The organism is Caulobacter sp. X (genome assembly GCF_002742635.1).
Lineage (GTDB): Bacteria > Pseudomonadota > Alphaproteobacteria > Caulobacterales > Caulobacteraceae > Caulobacter.
The window spans coordinates 711,351-730,657 of sequence record NZ_PEGF01000001.1 but is presented as its reverse complement, the minus strand read 5'-3'; the positions used below and the strand labels follow the sequence as shown (position 1 = coordinate 730,657).

Genomic DNA, 19,307 nt, shown 5'->3' with positions numbered 1-19,307 from the left:
TCCGGCTTTTCTCGTTTGCCCCACGATCGTGGTAGAGATTTAAGCAGCTCAGTTTTCACGACGCCGCCGGGACCGACACGGCCCTGGAGGCGTTCAGCTTCTGCTAGAGCCATGTGGCGAGCCCGGACCCTGGACGACGATCAGACGATGACCGCCGACACCGCCGAGCGCCGGCCGCCGGCCAAGAGACCCTTGTTCCGCCGCCGCTCGGCCATTCCGGGCTTCGGCCTGACAATGGGCGTCACCCTGAGCGTGCTGTCGTTGATCGTCCTGATCCCGTTGTCGGCCGTGGTGCTGAAGGCGGCCCAGCAGTCGCCGGCCGAGTTCTGGACCGTCGCCACCTCTCAGCGCGCGATGGCGGCCTACCGCCTGACCTTCGGCGCGGCCTTTGTCGCGGCCCTGGTCAACGGCGTATTCGGCGTCCTGACGGCTTGGGCGCTGGTCCGCTACGACTTTCCGGGCAAGACGATCGTCAACGCCCTGGTCGACCTGCCATTCGCCCTTCCGACCGCCGTCGCCGGCATTGCTCTGGCGACGCTCTATTCTCCTAATGGCTGGGTTGGGCAGTTTCTGACGCCCCTGGGGATCAAGGCCGCCTACAATCCGATCGGCGTCACGATCGCCTTGATCTTCATCGGTCTGCCGTTCGTGGTTCGCACCATCGAGCCGGTGCTGCGCGACGCCGCCGAGGATGTCGAGGAGGCGGCCGCCAGCCTGGGCGCTAGCCGTTTTGACACTATCTTGCGCATCGTCCTGCCGGCCTTGGCGCCGGCGTGGCTGACCGGCTTCGCCCTGGCCTTCGCGCGCGGGGTGGGCGAGTACGGCTCGGTGATCTTCATCGCCGGCAACATGCCCTACAAGTCCGAGATCGCGCCGCTGCTGATCATCATCCAGCTGGAGCAGTTCGAATACGCCCGCGCCGCCACGATCGCCGTGGTGATGCTGGCCGTCTCGTTCACGATGCTGCTGGTCATCAACGCCATCCAAGCCTGGTCGCGGAGGTTCGCCTGATGAGCGCCGTCGCTACGCGCCACCGCCGGGCCACCGACGATCCGACCTGGGCCAAGGTCCTGGTCGTCGGGACGGTCATGGCCTTCCTGGCGCTGGTCCTGATCCTGCCGTTGGTCGCCGTATTCGCGGAGGCTCTGCGCAAGGGCCTGGACGCCGCTCTGGCCGCCGTCAGCAATCCCGACGCCTTGGCGGCCGTGAAGCTGACCCTGATCACAGCCGCCATCGCCGTGCCGTTCAACGCGGTGTTCGGGCTCTGCGCCTCGTGGGCGATCGCCAAGCACGACTTCTGGGGCAAGTCGTTCCTAATCACCCTGATTGACCTGCCGTTCTCGGTTTCGCCCGTCGTGGCGGGCCTGATCTATGTGCTGGTCTTCGGCCTGCAGGGCTGGATGGGCGAGTGGCTGCTGGACAATGACATGAAGATCATCTTCGCCGTGCCGGGCATCGTCCTGGCCACCATCTTCGTGACCTTCCCGTTCGTCGCCCGCGAACTGATCCCGCTGATGCAGGAGCAGGGGACCAGCGAGGAGGAGGCGGCCGTGTCGATGGGCGCTGGCGGGCTCTACACGTTCTGGCGGGTGACCGCGCCGAACGTCCGGTGGGGCCTGCTGTACGGCGTCCTGCTGTGCAACGCCCGCGCCATGGGCGAGTTCGGCGCGGTGTCGGTGGTCAGCGGCCATATCCGCGGCCTGACCAACACCATGCCGCTGCACGTCGAGATCCTTTACAACGAATACGACTTCGTCGGCGCCTTTGCCGTCGCGGCCCTGCTGTGCCTGCTGGCGGTTGTCACCCTCGTCCTGAAGACGGCGCTTGAAGTCGCCCAGCCCGACGTTCGCGCCGGGCGTGGCGGACACTGAACGGACTGAACGGCCCATGACCATCTCCATCCGCTCCGTCGAGAAAAAGTTCGGCCGCTATCCCGCGCTGAACAAGGTGGACCTCGAGATCGCAGACGGCGAATTGCTGGCGCTGCTAGGGCCGTCAGGCTCGGGCAAGACGACGCTCTTGCGCACCATCGCGGGCCTGGAGTTCCCCGACGAAGGGCAGGTGCTGTTCCATGGCCAGGACGTCACCTACGCCTCGGCCGCGGCCCGGCGCGTGGGCTTCGTCTTCCAGCAGTACGCGCTTTTCAAGCACATGACCGTGGCCAAGAACATCGCGTTCGGCCTCGATGTCCGGAAGGGTAAGGACAAGCCCTCCAAGGCCGAGATCGCCCAGCGGGTCGAGGATCTGCTGAAGCTGGTCGAATTGGACGGGCTGGGTCAGCGCTACCCGTCGCAACTGTCCGGCGGCCAACGCCAGCGCGTGGCCCTGTCGCGCGCTCTGGCGGTTCAGCCCAGCGTCCTGCTGCTGGACGAGCCGTTCGGCGCGCTGGACGCCACGGTCCGCAAGTCGCTGCGTCGCGAGTTGCGCCGCGTGCACGACGCCACCGGCGTCACCACGATCTTCGTGACCCACGACCAGGAGGAGGCGCTGGAGCTGGCCGACCGGGTCGCGATCCTGAACCAGGGGCGGATCGAGCAGATCGGCACGCCTGACCAGGTGCACGACCAGCCCGCCTCGGCGTTCGTCTGCGGCTTCGTCGGGGAAGCCAACAGCTTCCAGGGCGAGGTCAGCGGCGGCCGGTTCAATGCAGGCGCCTTGGCCCTGCCGGCGTCGGACGTTCGGGACGGCGCGGCGACGGCGTATGTGCGCCCGCACGATTTTGTTCTGGACGACGCCGGTTTCGAGGTGCGCGTTGATCGGGCGCACGTGCAAGGCGCCTTGACGACCGTCAATGCGACGACGCTCGACGGTCGGCGAATCGAGATCAGCGCCTCGCGGGCCGAGGCGGCCCGTTTCCAGGGCGCGGTCCGCGTGGCGGCGCGCAAGGCGCACGTCTACGCCGCCTAGGGCCTGCTTGGCGCCTTGAAGCGAAATCTCGAAAACCCGGTTTGGTGAATGCGCCGCTGGGCGCAGACGAAATATCAAGGCTTACGGTAAACTCTCTCGCCGACTCGGCAGAAGTTTTGAAGGTCTTAGGTCTATGGTCGAGCCCTCGGGCGCGGAGCGTCGCGCGCATCCTCGGATGCCGGCGACGCGCAAAATCTACATCGTCGACGATCCGCGTTCGTGGAAGTGCTCACTGCTGGACATCGCAGAGCGCGGGGCGCGCCTGTCGACGGCCGGCATCACGCCGCCGCCGGATCGGTTTATCTTCGTCGATGCGGGCGGGCGCCGCGTGCACCTAGCCGAGGTGGTCTGGCGCTCGTCGGTCGAGGCGGGCGTGCAGTTCCTGGAGACCAGCCGCATCGGGCCGCGCGCCGGCGGCGCCGCGGGCGCCCTGGACATCGCCCGACGTTTCGCCGCGACGCTTCCGGCCTAGTCTTCGGCGGCGGGTGACCGCCCGCCGCGCCTACTGCTGCTGCTGTTGCTGCTGGTGCATGTCCTCGCGGACGGCGGTCGGACGGCGACGGCCGCCGGCGAAGTTTGGCCGCGCCATGCGCAGGAACTCGGGCTCGGCCATGGCCGCGCGTGCTCTGCGGACGCTGACGCCGACCGCCAACTGGCTCTCGGAATCGCCCTTGTAGACCCCGCGTGACGGCGTCACGTCCGCATAGTCCCGGCCCACGGCGACGGCCACATGGCGCTCGCCGGCCATCATGTTGTTCGTCGGGTCGAAACCGACCCAGCGCAGGCTGGGCAGGAACACCTCGACCCAGGCGTGGGTGGCGTCCGGATCGGAACGGTCGCCGGCCTCGCGGTCGGTGAACAGATAGCCCGAGACGTAGCGCGCCGGCACGCCCCAGCCGCGACAGACGGCCAGCATGATGTGAGCGAAGTCCTGGCAGACGCCCCGGCCGGCGCTCAGCGCCAGGTCGATGGGGCTGTCGGCGTCCGTGACGCCCGGCTGGTACTCAAAGGCGCTGTAGATCGTTTCCGACAGGGTTCGCACGGCCGTCAGGGGGTCCTTGCGCCGAAGAGCCTCGAGATCGTGCTCGTTGATGAAGGTCTGCAGCGCTTCGGTCGTCTGGACGAAGCCGTGGGGCCGCAGGAAGTCGAAGCACTCGCCGCGCACGAACTCGCTGCGCATCCTGTCCCACTCGCCCATGTCCAGATGGTCCGGCCGTTCGAGCGGCGGCTCGGTCTCGACGGCGGAGCGGGCCACGATGGTCAGCTTGTCGTGCGGCTGGGGCACGTCGAAGTGGTAGACGGCGTTGCCGAAGCTGTCGGCGTAGGAGAACACCTGGGCGGCGGGCTCCAGGTCCAGCTCGAAGCTGACCAGCCGCTGGCGCGCGGACTTCTGGGGCTGCATCCACAGCTCCATCAGGCTTTCCCGCACCGGGCGCTCGTAGTGGTACTGGGTGACGTGGCGGATTTCGAGCAGCACAGCAGTAACCTCTACGCCGGCAGGCGCATTTCGAGCGGATAGGCCACGAACGTCTCGTAGATCGCTTCGTGGATGCGGGCGCACTCGTTGACGACGGTCGTCAGCAGCGGTCCGGCGCCGAGAGCCTTCAGTTCGTCGACATCGGCATACTGGAGGCGCGCCTTCAGACGGCCCGCCAGACGTTCCGGCCCGGCGCGCTCGCCAGCGGAGACGCTGCGGGTGAGGGCGGTCAGGTGCTGCTCGATCTGGGCCGTGGCGAAGCGGATCGAGCGCGGGAAGTCTTCGTCGAAGACCAGGAACTCCAAGATATGCCGGGGCTCGATCTCGGCGGTGTAGACCCGCAGATACGGCTCCAGCGCGCAGGCCATGCGCAGCACGCTGACCAGGGCCACGTGGTCGTCAAGCCGCCCATGGCGCGGGGAGTCGGCGAAGCAGACCTCCAGCAGGCGCGAGACCAGCTGGGCGCGCTCCATGTAGATGCCCAGCATCATGAACCGCCAGCTCTCGCCGTGGCTCATGGTGGTGTCAGCCGCGCCCTTGAACAGATGCAGGTCGGCGATCACGTCGTGCAGGAAGGTCGACGAGCTGTCCGAGAACTCCTTGGCCGCGCGCGGGTCGGTGACCTTCAGATAGAGCAGGTTCAGCCGCTCCCAGGTCTCGGTCGTGATCTGGTCGCGCACCTGACGGGCGTTCTCGCGGGCGCGGGCCAGGGACGAGACGACGGAGTTCTGGTCCTGGCGATCCAAGACCAGCTTCTGGGCCGCTTCGAACGAGGCGACGCCCGCGCCGTCGCCCGGCTCTCCGACCGCAGCCATGGCGATCCAGACCGCGTGGGCGCCGGCGTCGGTCTGGTCCAGCGTGGCGTTGAGCATGACGCTGGACAGACGCGAAAGGTGTTCGGCGCGTTCGATGTATCGGCCCAGCCAGTAGAGGCTGTCGGCGACCCGTGCCAGCATCATGGGCGGACGCTCCCATTGCCTGGGCCATGTTCCTCGGCGAGGACCCAGGTGTCCTTGGAGCCGCCGCCCTGGCTGGAATTGACGACCAGCGAGCCGCGCTTCAGCGCGACGCGGGTGAGGGCGCCGGGCGTGACGATCGTCTTCTCGCCCGAGAGGATGAAGGGACGCAGGTCGACGTGCCGCGGCTCGATCCGGCCGTCGACCAGGCAGGGCGCGGTCGAGAGCTGGATCGTCGGCTGTGCGATGTAGTTCTCCGGATCGGCCTTGATCGCCTCGGCGAAGGCCTCGCGCTCGGACTGCGAAGCGTGCGGTCCCACCAGCATTCCATAGCCGCCGGACGCGCCGACCGCCTTGACCACCAGCTTGTCCAGATTGGCCAGCACGTGGTTCAGCTGGCGCTGCTCGCGGCAGAGATAGGTCTCGATATTGGGCAGGATGGCGTCCTCGCCCAGATAGTAGCGGATGATGTCAGGGACGTAGGCGTACACGGCCTTGTCGTCGGCGACGCCGGTGCCCGGCGCGTTGCAGATCACGACGTTGCCGGCTCGGTAGGCGTTGAACAATCCGGCGGCGCCCAGCGAGGAGTCCCGCCGGAAGGTCAGGGGATCAATGAAGTCGTCGTCGACCCGGCGATAGATCACGTCCACGCGGCGGAGGCCCGTCGTGGTGCGCATGTAGACCATGTTCTCATGCACCACGAGGTCTCGGCCCTCGACCAGCGGCACGCCCATCAGGCGCGCGAGATAGGCGTGCTCGTAGTAGGCGCTGTTGTAGACGCCGGGGGTTAGCACCACGACCTGCGGGTTCGAACGCCAGTCGGCGGTCATGCTCTTCAGCGTGGCGAGCAGCAGGTCGGGATAGCGCTCGACCGGACGGACGCCGGCGGCGCGATAGGTGCCGGGGAAGGTCCGCTTGGCCGCGTCGCGATTGGCCAACATGTAGGAGACGCCGGACGGGACGCGCAGATTGTCCTCCAGCACCGCGAACTGCCCGTCCTGGCAGCGGATCAGGTCGCTCCCGCAGACGTTGGCGTAGGCCTTATGCGGCACATAGAGGTGCTGCATCTCGCGGCGGTACGAGGGCGCGCCCAGCACCAGCTCGCGCGGCACCACCCCGTCCATCAGGATCTGCTGGTCGCCGTAGATGTCGTCGAGGAACAGGTTCAGCGCGCGAAGACGCTGGGTCAGGCCCGCCTCGATGCGAGCCCATTCGGCGGCCGGTATGATGCGCGGGAAGAGGTCGGTCGGGATGATCCGCTCGGTGGTGTTCTCGGCGCCATAAACGGTGAAGGTGATGCCCTGCAGCAGGAAGGATCGCTCAAGCGTGCGCTGGCGACCCGCCAGTTCCTCGGCCCCGAGCGTCGACATGCGGGCATGCAGCGGATCGTAGTGCGGCCGCACGTCGCCTTCGGGCGTGAACATCTCGTCGTAGGCGACGCCTGGGAGATAGGCGGCCTCCGTCATTGGCAGGGGTGGGGCTTCCGCCAAGGTCTGGGTCATCCCCGCCATGCTCTTTTCCAGGCCCATCTTCCGCCTTGAGACCGTCTTCGTCTTGGACGCGGCGTCGAGACGCCTCGCCAATCGACTCTAAAGCGTGGCGGCGACGAAGGTCGAGGGATTCGACCCGCGCCGCGCCTTTGCACACGACTGCCTAGCATTTGGGCGCCGGTTGGCCGCTTTGAGAAGCGGCGATCGCGGACAATCCGGTGCATTTCGGATCGTGACATGGGCGCTACCCGAGACTACAGCAGGGGGCGGGGGCGCATCGCGCGGGGAACGAGAACTGGTGCTTGGGCGAACTTCCCTGGCTTTGACGACAATGGCCTGGCTCTTGGCCTCGTCGGCCTGGGCCGACGAACCGATGGCTCAGATCCAGGGCGTCGAAGACAAGGCTCTCCGCGAGGCGATTCAGCGCGCCCTCACGCAATCCAAGCATCCCGCCCAGAGCCGCGCCGAGGCGCGTCGCCGCGCCCGCCAGGCCGGCGAGGACGTGATCGCCGTTCTCCGCGCCGAAGGCTATTACGCCTATACCGTCGAGCCCGACGTTCTTGAGGGCGAGCCGCCCCGAGCCGTGGTCAAGGTCACGCCCGGGCCAGTCTTCGTGATCGCCGAGCCCAAGATCGACTGGTCGGGCGACCCGCCGGACGAAGGCACGCGGCAACGCGCCGCCGCCGCCATGCGCCTGACCGAGGGCGATCCGGGACGCTCGGCCGATGTCGTCGGCGCCGAGGGCCGCGTCGTCGCGCAGGTGGCCAAGCTCGGCTATGCCGACGCCGAGGCCCAGCCGCGTGAGGTGATTGTCGACCACGCCGACCATACCGTCAGACCGTCGTTCAAGATCGCCGCCGGCGAACTCGTCCACCTCGACGGCGTCGAGGTGATCACCAAGGGACGCACCAACCCAGCCTGGGTGGGGCGGCTCGCCCCGTGGGCGGCGGGCGACGTCTACGATCCCGAGGATGTGGCCGAGCTTGAGCGCCGTTTGCGCGACACCAGCGTCTACGACTCGATCTCGGTCTCGCTGGCCGGCGCGGACAAGGCCACCGCTGAAGGTTTCCGGCCCGTGGTTGTCACGCTCTCCGATCGCCGCGCGCGGACGGTGGAACTGGGCGCGGGCTACTCGACCAGCGAAGGCGCCGGCGTCGACGCCAAGCTGATCCGTTACAATCGGCTGAAGCGCGCCGATACGACCACCTATGCCCTTCGCTTCGCCAAGCTGGAGCAGAGCGTCGGGGCGGAGATCTCGTTGCCTCACTGGCGGCGGCCGCAACAGACCCTGAAGCTGAGCAGCTCTCTCTTCCGCAATGACACTGACGCCTACAACGAAACCGGCGGGCGCGTTGGCGTGGATTTGACCAAGCGGCGGCAGACGACGGCTTACCGGACGTTTGGCGTTTCGTTGGACCTCTCGCAGACCAAGGAGCAGGTCAGCAAGAACGGCTCGGTGGCCGGCCGCAAGCTGAACCTGGCGACGGTGGCGGGGCTTGCCGCCTACGCCTGGGACTTCTCAGACAATATCCTGGATCCCAAGCGCGGCTGGCGGCTCGAGGCGCGGGGCGAGCCGACCTACGTGTTGGGCGACACCTCCTTGCCGTACCTCAAACTGACCACCCAGGGCACGGCCTACCTGCCGTTCGGCAAGGGGGCGAGCACGGTCCTGGCTGGTCGCTTGAAGCTCGGGGCGATCGTCGGCGGCGGCATTCCTGAGGTTCCAGCCGCGAGGCGCTTCTACGCAGGCGGCGGCGGCTCGGTGCGCGGCTACGCCTATCAGGCGATCGGGCCGCGCCTGACCGACAATACGCCTCAGGGCGGCGTGTCGTTGGTCGAGACCTCGTTCGAGCTTCGGCAGAAGATCACGGGGCACTGGAGTGGCGTCGCCTTTGTCGACGCCGGCGCCATCGGCACGCACGAGACGCCCCAGCGCGAGGACTTCCGGGCCGGCGCGGGCTTTGGCGTGCGCTATGATCTCGGCTTTGGCCCCATTCGCGCCGATGTCGCGGTTCCGCTCGGCCGGCGCGCGGGCGACCCTGCGTTCCAGGTCTATCTCAGCATCGGGCAAAGCTTTTGAGCGGCGAACAGGACAAGCCTGATCTGGCGGAGACGGTCGCCCAGGCCGCGGAGGTCGCGAGCGAGACCGCCGTCAAGGCCGCCAAGAAGATCGGCTGGGGCGGCGCGGTCCTGATCGCCGCGGCGATCCTGGCCGCCATATTGGTCGTCATGGCTGGCGGCCTGCGGCTGGCGCCGATCACGCCGCAGGGCCGAATGTTCCTGGAGGCGCGCGCCTCAGGCCTGAAGCTGGGGCGGATCGGCAAGCTTCATATCGAGGGCCTGTCCGGCGACATCTGGAAGGACTTCGGCGTCCGTCGCCTGACCATTTCGGATGAGCAGGGCGTCTGGCTGGAGGCCCACGATCTGCGCGTCGCCTGGCGCGCCACCGAACTGTTCGGTCGCCGCTTCCACGCCGAGCGTATCGACGCCCGTGACGTGATCGTCCTGCGTCGCCCGACCATGGGCCCTAAGGGCAAGTCCAGCGCCGCGCCGGTGTCGGTGGATCTGGACGCCTTCGCCTTCCGTCTCGTGACGAGACCGGCCTTCAGCGGCCGCGACGGAGACTTTGACGTCACGGGCGAATACGAGATGGCCCGACGCGGCGGCCAGAAAGGCAAGCTGGGGGTGGCCTCCCGGCTGCATGCCGGCGATCACCTGACCTTCGATTTCGATCTCGGACGCTCCAAGAGTCTGCACCTTTCGGCCGACGCCCTTGAGGCCAACGGCGGCGCCATCGCTGGCGCGTTGGGGTTGCCCGCTGATCGCTCGTTCGACCTGAAGGCCAAGGCCGACGGGACCGTCAGCCAGGCGGCCTTCAATATCCTGGCCAAGTCGGGCGCTGACACGCCTCTGGAAGCCAGCGGAGCCTGGACCCCTCAGGGCGGCTCGGCGCGTGGTCGGCTGGACCTCGGCGCCTCCCGCTGGACCCAGCGGCTAGAGCGGATGTTCGGTGCGCAGGCCAACTTCACGATCGACGGGAAAAAGGCGACCGCCGACGGGTTGTCGGCCCTGACGCTGGACGTCCGCGCTGAAAACCTGACGCTGCAGGCGCGCGGCCTCGCGGACCTCGCCAAGCGCCGCACGGGCCCGGACGGTCTCGCCTTCACCGCCCGTATCGGTTCTCTCAAACGCATCGTGTCGATCCCCCAGATGGGACAGGGACTGGCTGATGGGGTGTTCCGACTGGAAAAGGGCGGCTTCTCGGTCGAGGGGACCGCCGACGTCGCCGACCTGGAGCTGCTGGGCTACCATTTGAAACGCGCCAAGGGGCCGGCGCTGGTGCGATGGGCCAAGGGCGAACTGGAGATCAAGGCCCAGGCCACGTCTTCGGGCGGTGGGGGAACGGGACTTCTCGCCGTACTGGGCGCGAGCCCCAAGGCGACGTTCGAAGGCGCGCGGATCAAGGGCGGCCGCTTCCTGATCCGTTCGGCCCGCATCGATGCGCCGAACCTGATCGTGACGGGAACCGGCGAGCGCGGCGTGCTGGGCGGCCTGTCGTTCGACGGCGAGATGAAGGTCGCTAGCCTGAGCCCGGTGCGGCCTGGGGCCAAGGGCTCGGTCACCGCCAAGTGGTCCGCCTCCAGCTTCGCCGGTCGGCCGTGGGCCTTCACGGTCGACAGCCGCGCGGCCAACTTCGCGACCGGTTACGCTGAGATCGACCGCCTGCTGGGCGCAACGCCGCGCCTGGACGGCAAGGCCAGTTGGAATGAGGGCGTGCTGACGGTCGCCGAGGCGCGGCTTGAGGGCGCGGCCGCCAACGCCAAGACCTCCGGCAAGCTCGGGAAGGGGCTGTCGCTCGACTTCGGCCTGGACTGGACCGCCACGGGACCGTTCCGCGCCGGCCCCGTCGAGATCGCCGGCAAGGCCAGCGGCGACGGCAAGATCGGTGGCGTTCTGTCCGCGCCGCGCGCCGAGCTGAACGCCGACTTCGACTCCATCGATCTGCCCAGCCTGCCCCTGACCAAGGCGCGCCTGACCGTCGTCTTCGCGCGCGGCGCGAACGCCACCGACGGAACGGCGGCGCTGCAAGCCCAGAGCGCCTATGGACCAGCGCGCGGCCGGACCGGTTTCCGCTTCTCGCCTGGCGGGATTGAGCTCAGCGATCTCGACGTTGATGCGGGCGGGGCGAAGGCGAAGGGCGCGATGTCTTTGCGCGACGGCTTGCCGGCGACGGCGGACCTGACCGTCGCCATTGGTCCCGGGGCTTTCATCCCTCAGGGGCAGGTCAAGGGTTCCGCGCGTCTCATCGACGCGCCCGGCGGCGGAACGGCCAGCGCCAGCCTCAACCTCACCGCCCAGGAGATCAGCTTCGGCGGCTGGAAGGTGCGGAGCGCCGCGATCAAGGCCGACGGCCCGCTCTCGCGCCTGCCGCTCTCGATCGACGCGCGGGGCGACGCGCCCAACGGCCGTTGGCGGCTGGGCGGATCGGGTGAGCTGGCCCAGAGCGGCCGCGCTTACGACCTTACGCTGAACGCGGCCGGCCGTCTGGGCCGCACGGAGATCAAGACCAACGAGCCGGCCAGGCTGAGGTTCGGTGACGGCCCTACCCAGGCGCGCCTACGGTTGGCCATCGACAAGGGACGGGCCGATATCGACGCCGATCTCGGCGGAGCCACCGCCTTGCTGAAGGCGGAACTGGCGGGTGTGACCCTGACGGCCTTCAACCCGGATCTGGACGGCGACATCGATGGGGCATTCAACCTGCGCGGTCAGGGCGAGACGCTGGGCGGCGACTTCACCATGCGCCTCTCCAACGCCCGCGAGCGCGGGGCCAAGGTCGAGCAGTCGCTGGACGCCAAGATCCACGGCGATCTGACCGACAGCCAACTGACCATCGTCGCCGACGGCGACAACCGCCAAGGGCTGAAAGCCGAGGCCAATCTGGTCCTGCCAGTCGAGGCTTCGGCCCAGCCGTTGCGGCTGATGATCAACAAGAAGCGCGGCGTGCAGGGGCGCTTCTCCGCCCAGGGCGAGATCAAGCCGCTGTGGAACCTGTTGATGGGCGCGGATCGCTCTCTCTCGGGGCGAATCAATCTGCAGGCCAGTCTGGGCGGCACCCTGGCCGACCCGCGCCTGCTCGGCACGGCCACCTTGGACAACGGCGGCTTCGAGGACGGGCAGACTGGTCTTCGCCTGCGCAACGTGACGCTGCGCTCGTCGATGGCCGACAACGCCATCGACGTGCTGCAGGCGATCGGCGAGGACGGACAGGGCGGTTCGATCTCCGGCGCGGGGCGGATCAGTCTCGCGCGCGATGGCGTGGGCAGCTTCAAGCTGGACATGAAGAACTTCCGGCTGATCGACAACGATCTGGCCTCCGCCGTGGCGACGGGCTCGGCGACCGTGAACCGCTCGGCCGACGGCAAAATCAAGCTGTCCGGGGCGGTGACCCTGGATCGCGCCGACGTCTCGGCGCAGACCAAGACGCCGGCCGGCGTCGTCGCGATGGATGTCGTCGAGCGCAATCGGCCGTTGGACCTGGATCAGGGCCTGCAGCGACGCCCGACAACGGGGGGCATGATCCTGGACCTCGACCTCAAGGCGCCACGCCGGGTCTTCGTCCGCGGGCGTGGGTTGGATGTCGAGCTGTCGCTGAACGCCCATGTCGGCGGCACCTCGCTGGCCCCGGCGCTGAGCGGCGTCGCGCGCGTCGTGCGGGGCGAATACGACTTCGCCGGCAAGCGCTTCGAGTTCGACGAGAACGGAGCGGTCTACCTGTCCAGCCAGCTCGACCGCATTCGTCTCGACCTTTCGGCGACGCGGGAAGACACGTCGCTGACCGCCGTGGTCAAAATCCAGGGCACCGCCGCCAAGCCCGAGATCACCCTGACCTCGAAGCCCGAGCTCCCCAGCGACGAGGTGCTCAGCCAGGTGTTGTTCGGCTCGTCCGCCGCCCAGCTATCGCCCATCGAGGCCGCTCAGTTGGCCTCGGCCCTGGCGTCGCTGGCGGGCGGGGGCGGCTTCGACGTGATCGGCAACCTGCGCAGTTTCGCGCGGCTCGATCGCCTGGCCTTCGCCGAGAGCGCGACGGGCATGACCGTGGCCGGTGGAAAGTACCTGACCGACGACGTCTATCTCGAGATCATCGGCGGTGGTCGCGAAGGCCCCGCCGCCCAGGTCGAGTGGCGTATTCGGCGCACGCTCTCGCTGGTTTCCCGCATCGGCAGCCAGAACGACGCCAAGCTCTCGGTGCGTTGGCGAAAGGACTACTGAAGCCGTCGTGGGGGTTGCGCGATGCCGCGAACTCGGTTCGAAATAGGTGAGCTCTGGCAAGGCTGTTGCGCGGGCCCTCGGTTACCTCGCTTGAGGTAAGCACGATTTGCCCGCGGCCCTTGGTTATCGTGACTGAGGGAGGAACAGGCTATTGATGCGTCTCAAGTCAGAAGACCGTGCGGTCCTGGACCATATCGCGCAGGCTGGCGGCCAGATCGTCGATCGCGCCGTGGACTGGTGTGCGATCAACTCTGGAAGTCGCCACCTAGCGGGGCTGGAGCGTCAGAGGCAGGTCTTGCTCGACGCCGCCGCCGGCCTGCCCGCGGCGCCGGTCGACATTCCGCTGACGCCGTCGCGCGAGGTCGCCGCCGACGGCCGCGAGACCGAGCTATCCCATCCGCCATCGTTGGCTGTGATCGTGCGTCCCGAGGCGCCGGTTCAGGTCGTCCTGACCGGTCACTACGACACGGTCTACCCGGAAACGAGCGCCTTCCAGCGTGTTCGTACGCGCCCGGATGGCGCGCTGCATGGCCCCGGCATCGCGGACATGAAGGGCGGGATTTCCGTGATGCTGGCGGCCTTGGAGGCGTTCGAGCGTCACCCTGCGGCCGCCCACCTCGGCTATCGCGTGCTGCTGTCGCCGGACGAGGAGATCGGCTCGATCGCCTCTGCCCCCGTGCTCGCCGATTTCGCCCGAAGCGGTCATGTCGGCTTGACCTACGAGCCGGCCTTGGCGGACGGGGCTCTGGCTTCGGCGCGCAAGGGCTCGGGCAATTTCCACATCGTGGTTCACGGTCGCGCGGCCCACGCTGGGCGCGACTTCGCCGCCGGACGCAACGCGGTGATCGGCGCGGCGCGGATCGCCGAGGCCCTCCATGGCCTGAACGGCCAGCGCGACGGCGTCACCGTCAACGTCGCCCGCATCGATGGCGGCGCGCCGCTGAACATGGTGCCGGACGTGGCGGTCGTTCGCTTCAATGTCCGTTTTCCCGAGGCCGCCGCCGCCGCTTGGTTCGAAGGCGAGGTCGCGCGGATCGTGGCGACGGTCGGGGATGACTTGCACGCCCATCTGCACGGCGGGATCACGCGCGGCGCCAAACCCTTCAACGCCGCTCAGCAGCGGCTGTTCGGAGCGGTTAAGGATGTCGGCGCGCTGCTCGGCCAGGAGATCGCCTGGAAGCCTTCTGGCGGCGTCTGTGAGGGCAACAATCTGTTCGCCTCGGGCCTTCCGAACGTCGACACCTTGGGCGTGCGCGGCGGCGATATCCACAGCGAGGCCGAACACGCTTGGCCCGAGAGTTTCGTCGAGCGCGCCCAGCTCTCGGCCCTGATCCTGATGAAACTGGCGACCGGCGCGATCGACGCCCGCGCGATCCGGGCGGCCATGGACACCCTGGGGGAGACCCACTGAATGCTCGTTGTTCGCCCCGCAGTGTCCGCCGACTTCGACGCCCTCATGGAATTGGCCGAGCTGTCCGGTCGCGGCTTCACTAGCCTGCCCGAGGACGAGCCGACCCTTCGCGCGCGCTTGGCGCTATCCGAGGCCAGCTTCCAGGCTGGCGTCGCGCCGCCCGAGGCCTGGTACACGCTCATGCTGGAAGACCTCGACACGGGCTCCGTCGAAGGCGTCGCGGGGGTGAAGGCCGGCGTCGGCGTGAAGCGGCCGTTCTTTTCGTTCCGCGTCGTGACCCTGGCCCAGTCGTCGCCGACGCTGGAGATGCGGTTCGACCACAAGGCCTTGGTGCTTGTGAATGAATGCGCGGGCTGGTCCGAGGTCGGCTCGCTGTTCCTGCGGCCCGAGAAACGCAAGGGCGGGGCGGGGCGGCTGCTCGCTCAATCGCGCTACATGCTGATCGGCATCGAACCGCAGCGCTTCGCCGAGATGGTTCTGGCCGAGCTGCGGGGATGGTTCGACGAGGATGGCCGTTGTCCATTCTGGGAGCACGTCTCACACAAGTTCTTCCGGCTGGACTTCGACCAGGCCGACCTGATGAGCGCCTCGACCGACGGCCAATTCATCCTGGACCTAGCGCCGCGTCACCCGATCTACACGGAACTCCTGCCCGAGGAGGCGCGGGACGTCATCGGCCGCGTCCACCGCGATGGCGAGGCGGCCCGGGCCATGCTGGAGCGCGAAGGCTTCCGCTATCAGGGTCTGGTCGATCTGTTCGACGCCGGCCCCACCGTGGCTTGCCCACGCGACGACATCCGGACGGTGCGCGACTCCAAGCGGCTGCGGGTCAAGTTGGGCGAGGACGCTTTCGGCGAAGAGGCGCTGATTTCGACCGGCGAGGTCTCGCGGTTCCGCGCGATCCGCGCGCCGGTGCTGATCGATGGCGAGACGGCCATTCTAGGGCGCGAGGCGCTGGATGCGCTTGGCGTCTGCGAAGGCGAAGTGGTGCGGGTGAAGGCATGAGCGGACTGTTCATCGACGGCAAGTGGCGCTCCGGTGAAGGTCCGGAGTTGGTCTCGACCGACCCCGCCACGGGGGAGGCTGTTTGGCGGGGCGCGACCGCGAGCCAGGCGGACGTCGCGCTGGCCGTGCAGGCGGCCCGACGAGCGTTCCGTGGCTGGGCTGATCGCCCGCGCGACGAACGGATCGCGATCCTGCGCCGGTACAAAGACATCCTCGTCGAGCGCACGGCCGCCTATGCCGAGGCCCTGAGCCGCGAGACGGGCAAGGCGCTTTGGGAGACCAAGGCCGAGCTGGGTTCGATGGCCGGCAAGGTCGATCTGTCGATCAAGGCCTATGACGAGCGGACGGGCGTCACGGAAAACGCCATGCCGTTCGGCCGCGCTGTTCTGCGCCATCGGGCGCATGGCGTGATGGCGGTGCTGGGTCCGTTCAACTTCCCGGGTCACCTGCCCAACGGCCACATCGTGCCGGCGCTGCTGGCTGGCGACACGGTGGTGTTCAAGCCGTCCGAGGAAACGCCGCTGGCTGGCCAGCTGATGGTCGAGGCGCTGGAGGCGGCCGGGGTTCCGGCGGGCGTCGTCAACCTGGTGCAAGGCGGTCGCGAGGCCGGCCAGGCGCTGATCGACCAGGAGATCGACGGTCTGTTGTTCACGGGCTCGGCCGCGGCCGGAGCCTTCTTCCGTCGCCACTTCGCCGATCGTCCGGACGTAATCCTGGCGCTGGAGCTGGGCGGAAACAATCCGCTGGTGGTCTGGGACGTCGACGACGCCGAGGCGGTCGCGGCCCTGGTCGTGCAGTCGGCCTACATCACCACGGGTCAGCGCTGTTCGTGCGCGCGGCGGCTGATCGTGCCGGACGACGCCTTCGGCAAGGCCGTGATCGAGGCGACGACGGCGCTAGCCGACCGCCTAACGGTCGGGCCGTGGAACGGCGAGGGCGAGCCCTTCATGGGGCCTCTGATTTCGGCCCGCGCGGCCAAGGCCGCCCGCGCGACGGCTGAGGCCATGCCCGGCGACAAGATCCGTGCTCTAGGTTCGGTGTCGGGTCTCGGCGAAGCCTTCGTCACGCCGGGTTTGGTGGACGTGACTGGCGCCGACATCCCCGATGAGGAACTGTTCGCGCCCTGGCTGCAGGTGCGCCGCGTGGCCAGTTTCGATGACGCGCTTAAAGCCGCCAACGCCACGCGCTACGGCCTATCAGCGGGGCTTATCTCAAATGAGTCAACGCGCTGGGAGGCTTTCCTAAGCCACATCCGGGCCGGCGTCGTGAACTGGAACCGCCCGACGACCGGCGCCGCCGGCTCCATGCCGTTCGGCGGGCTCGGCGCGTCCGGAAACCATCGCCCCAGCGCCTACTACGCCGCCGACTACTGCGCCTATCCGGTCGCCAGTTTCGAGGCCGAGGCGGTTACCGATACGCTCAAGGACATCAAAGGCTTGCGGCCATGATCTCCGCCGTCGAGGCGAATTGCGACGGCTTGGTCGGACCGACCCATTCCTATGTCGGTCTCTCGCCGGGTAATCTGGCCAGCACCCGCAACGCCGGCGAGGTCTCGAACCCGCGCGCGGCGGCGCTAGAGGGGCTGGCCAAGATGCGGCGGCTCTACGACCTTGGCCTGCCTCAGTTCGTTTTCGCGCCGCATGAGCGCCCGGCGACAAGATTTTTGAAATCCATCGGCTTTTCGGGCGCGGACGAGATCGTGCTCGAAGCCGCCTGGAAGGTCGCGCCGGCCTTGGCCGCGGCGGCCTGCTCGGCCTCGTCGATGTGGGCCGCCAACGCCGCGACGGTGACGCCCAGCGCCGACGCCGCCGATGGCCGGGTCCACTTCACGCCGGCCAATCTGCTGACCAACCTGCATCGCAGCCTCGAAGGGAAGCAGACCGCGCGCGCCCTGCGTCGGCTGTTTCCGGATGGGCGGCGCTTCGCCGTCCACGACCCTCTGCCGGCCCAGCCGCACTTCGCTGACGAGGGCGCGGCCAACCATGTGCGGCTTTGCGCCGAGCAGGGTGCGCCGGGCGTCAATCTGTTCGTCTGGGGGCGCGAGGCCTGGGAGCACTGGGAGGGGCGTTTCCCGGCCCGCCAGACCCGCGAGGCGTTCGAGGCGATCCAGCGTCGCCATGGCGCCGCGCGCGCGGTCTTTCCACGCCAGGCCAAGGCGGCGATAGCGGGCGGGGCCTTCCACAACGACGTGGTCTGTGTCGGCACGCGCGAGTGCCTGTTCTTCCACGAACGGGCCTTCGAGGATCGCGCGGTGATGGAGCGCGAGGTGCGCGCCGCCGCTGATGGACTGTTCGAACCGGCCTTTGTCGAGATCTCCGAGACCGACCTGCCGATGGCCGACCTCGTCGCCAGCTATCTGTTCAATTCGCAGCTGCTGGTCGTCCCGGGCGAGGATCGCCTGCTGCTGCTCGCCCCGGCCGAGACCCGTGACAACCCGCGCGCCTACGCGGTCGCGGAGGGATTGGCCTCGTCAAACGGTCCGATCGGGCGCGTGGAGTATGTCGACGTCCGCCAGAGCATGCGAAACGGGGGCGGGCCCGCCTGCCTGCGCCTGCGAGTGGTGCTGACCGATGAGGAGCTTGAGGCCGCCAATCCGGCGCAGCGGTTCACGCCTGGCCTGCACACGACCTTGGCCGACTGGGTGGAGCGCCGTTATCGCGACAGCTTGGCGCCGGCCGATCTCGCCGATCCGCTGCTGTTGACCGAGAGCCGAGAGGCGCTGGACGAATTGACCCAGATCCTGGAACTGGGCGGCGACTTCTATCCGTTCCAGAGGACCGCTTGAGCATCACCATTCGCGCCGCGACGTTCGCGGACAGAGACGCCATTGTCGCCCTGCACAAGGCCGCGGCCGTGACGCCTGGCGCGCTTGCGCGGGCGCCGGAGGAGGTGACGCCCGCCTACGCGGACGGCGCGATCAAGAGCGACATCTGTCTTGTGGCGGTCGACGTTGACGGCCTCGTCTGCGGAGAGATCCACGCCAAGCGCGAGACGGTGGCGCTGTTCGCGCACGTTCTGGGAAGCCTGACGGTGGCGGTTCATCCACGGCGTCAAGGGCAGGGGATCGGCTCGAAGCTGTTCGAAGCCTTGATTGTCTGGGCCAGGGAGCAGGCGCCGCCGATCCTGCGCATCGAGCTCGCGGCGGGCGCCGGCAATCCGGGCGCGATCCGGCTCTATGAGCGGCTGGGCTTCCAGCACGAGGGGCGGCAGGTCGCGCGCGGGCGGTTGCCGGACGGCCGCTTCGAGGACGACATCCTGATGGGGATGCTGCTGGTCTAGCCGCGCAAGGCCGCTAGGGCCTCTGGGAACCGACGGGAAAGCGGCGCTTCCAGATCGCCCAGTTCGACGGCGTAGTCTCCCAGAGCCTTCGGGCTTCAGACCGGTGACGCGAGCCTTGTTGACCAGCCAGGATTTGTGGGTGCGCACGAAGCCGTGGCGAGAGAGACTCTCCAGCGCGGCGCCCAGGGATGAGCGCGTCAGCGGCCGGCGTCCGTCTTCCAGGATGAACTCGACATAGTTGCCGGCGGAGCGAACCGCGACGATCTCGGCGACCGGAACACGGATCAGGCGCGCGCCGTCCTGGATGTCGTAGACCGCCTGCGTCGCTACAGCGTGTTCGGAGGACTTCTGCGCGCCGCGCATCAACGCCAGCCAGCAGATGATCGTGGCCGCCGCGTAGGAGAGCATGTCCTTGCGGAATTCGTAGAGAAACTCGCTGGGCAGCGGGCCAAAGCGATAGGCCTCGTGCAGCAGGACAGCGTGCGCGATTTTTCGCAGGGCGACGAAGG

Annotated in this window: 14 protein-coding genes and 1 pseudogene; 11 read left to right on the top strand and 4 right to left on the bottom strand. The window is 68.3% G+C overall.

Annotated features, from left to right (window positions below; translation table 11 throughout):
- Window positions 1–147: 147 nt before the first annotated feature.
- The 4 genes from cysT (at window position 148) to CSW60_RS03190 (ending at window position 3,379) form a co-directional block, all read left to right on the top strand.
- Entirely contained in the window at window positions 148–1,011 is an 864-nt protein-coding gene (gene cysT / locus CSW60_RS03205; RefSeq protein ID WP_099537537.1) for a sulfate ABC transporter permease subunit CysT, read from the top strand.
- Window positions 1,011–1,871 (top strand): sulfate ABC transporter permease subunit CysW, encoded by an 861-nt coding sequence (gene cysW / locus CSW60_RS03200; protein ID WP_099535881.1) that lies wholly within the window; start codon window positions 1,011–1,013, stop codon window positions 1,869–1,871. The genes cysT and cysW overlap by 1 nt, the downstream gene beginning before the upstream one ends.
- A 16-nt stretch (window positions 1,872–1,887) precedes the next feature.
- Window positions 1,888–2,907, top strand: a complete 1,020-nt coding sequence (locus CSW60_RS03195) for a sulfate/molybdate ABC transporter ATP-binding protein (protein ID WP_099537536.1) — start codon at window positions 1,888–1,890, stop codon at window positions 2,905–2,907.
- A 133-nt stretch (window positions 2,908–3,040) separates the two neighbouring features.
- A complete protein-coding gene (locus tag CSW60_RS03190; RefSeq protein ID WP_099535880.1) occupies window positions 3,041–3,379 on the top strand; it encodes a PilZ domain-containing protein in 339 nt (112 codons plus the stop codon).
- A gap of 30 nt (window positions 3,380–3,409) precedes the next feature.
- Here the strand turns inward: CSW60_RS03190 and CSW60_RS03185 are convergent, their stop codons facing one another.
- From CSW60_RS03185 to CSW60_RS03175, 3 genes are read right to left on the bottom strand one after another with little or no spacing between them, the layout of a single operon-like run.
- Window positions 3,410–4,384 carry a transglutaminase family protein gene (locus CSW60_RS03185; RefSeq protein ID WP_099535879.1) on the bottom strand — a complete coding sequence of 325 codons (975 nt, stop codon included), beginning with the start codon at window positions 4,382–4,384 and terminating at the stop codon, window positions 3,410–3,412.
- 11 nt (window positions 4,385–4,395) lie between these two features.
- On the bottom strand, window positions 4,396–5,343 hold the full coding sequence (locus tag CSW60_RS03180; RefSeq protein ID WP_099535878.1) for an alpha-E domain-containing protein: 948 nt from the start codon (window positions 5,341–5,343) through the stop codon (window positions 4,396–4,398).
- Window positions 5,340–6,851 (bottom strand): circularly permuted type 2 ATP-grasp protein, encoded by a 1,512-nt coding sequence (locus tag CSW60_RS03175; RefSeq protein WP_099537535.1) that lies wholly within the window; start codon window positions 6,849–6,851, stop codon window positions 5,340–5,342. The genes CSW60_RS03180 and CSW60_RS03175 overlap by 4 nt, the downstream gene beginning before the upstream one ends.
- A gap of 274 nt (window positions 6,852–7,125) precedes the next feature.
- On the opposite strand from CSW60_RS03175, the gene CSW60_RS03170 reads away from it, so the two are divergent.
- The 7 genes from CSW60_RS03170 to CSW60_RS03140 all read left to right on the top strand — a co-directional run bounded on the left by CSW60_RS03170 (window position 7,126) and on the right by CSW60_RS03140 (window position 18,798).
- Entirely contained in the window at window positions 7,126–8,910 is a 1,785-nt protein-coding gene (locus CSW60_RS03170) for an autotransporter assembly complex family protein (protein ID WP_099537534.1), read from the top strand.
- 23 nt (window positions 8,911–8,933) lie between these two features.
- Window positions 8,934–13,103, top strand: a complete 4,170-nt coding sequence (locus CSW60_RS03165; RefSeq protein WP_201723028.1) for a translocation/assembly module TamB domain-containing protein — start codon at window positions 8,934–8,936, stop codon at window positions 13,101–13,103.
- 154 nt (window positions 13,104–13,257) lie between these two features.
- On the top strand, window positions 13,258–14,514 hold the full coding sequence (locus tag CSW60_RS03160; RefSeq protein WP_099535876.1) for a hydrolase: 1,257 nt from the start codon (window positions 13,258–13,260) through the stop codon (window positions 14,512–14,514).
- Window positions 14,515–15,519 carry an arginine N-succinyltransferase gene (locus tag CSW60_RS03155; RefSeq protein WP_099535875.1) on the top strand — a complete coding sequence of 335 codons (1,005 nt, stop codon included), beginning with the start codon at window positions 14,515–14,517 and terminating at the stop codon, window positions 15,517–15,519. It begins immediately after the preceding gene.
- On the top strand, window positions 15,516–16,967 hold the full coding sequence (gene astD / locus CSW60_RS03150; RefSeq protein ID WP_099535874.1) for a succinylglutamate-semialdehyde dehydrogenase: 1,452 nt from the start codon (window positions 15,516–15,518) through the stop codon (window positions 16,965–16,967). The genes CSW60_RS03155 and astD overlap by 4 nt, the downstream gene beginning before the upstream one ends.
- On the top strand, window positions 16,964–18,304 hold the full coding sequence (gene astB, locus CSW60_RS03145; protein WP_099535873.1) for an N-succinylarginine dihydrolase: 1,341 nt from the start codon (window positions 16,964–16,966) through the stop codon (window positions 18,302–18,304). The genes astD and astB overlap by 4 nt, the downstream gene beginning before the upstream one ends.
- The gene (locus tag CSW60_RS03140; protein ID WP_099535872.1) at window positions 18,301–18,798 is read left to right on the top strand and encodes a GNAT family N-acetyltransferase; all 498 of its coding nucleotides are present in this window, start codon (window positions 18,301–18,303) and stop codon (window positions 18,796–18,798) included. Before astB ends, CSW60_RS03140 begins: the two co-directional genes overlap by 4 nt.
- A gap of 129 nt (window positions 18,799–18,927) precedes the next feature.
- On the opposite strand, the pseudogene CSW60_RS23820 reads toward CSW60_RS03140, so the two are convergent.
- Window positions 18,928–19,161, bottom strand: a pseudogene (locus tag CSW60_RS23820) (LytTR family transcriptional regulator DNA-binding domain-containing protein); the annotation flags it as partial.
- Window positions 19,162–19,307: the final 146 nt, after the last annotated feature.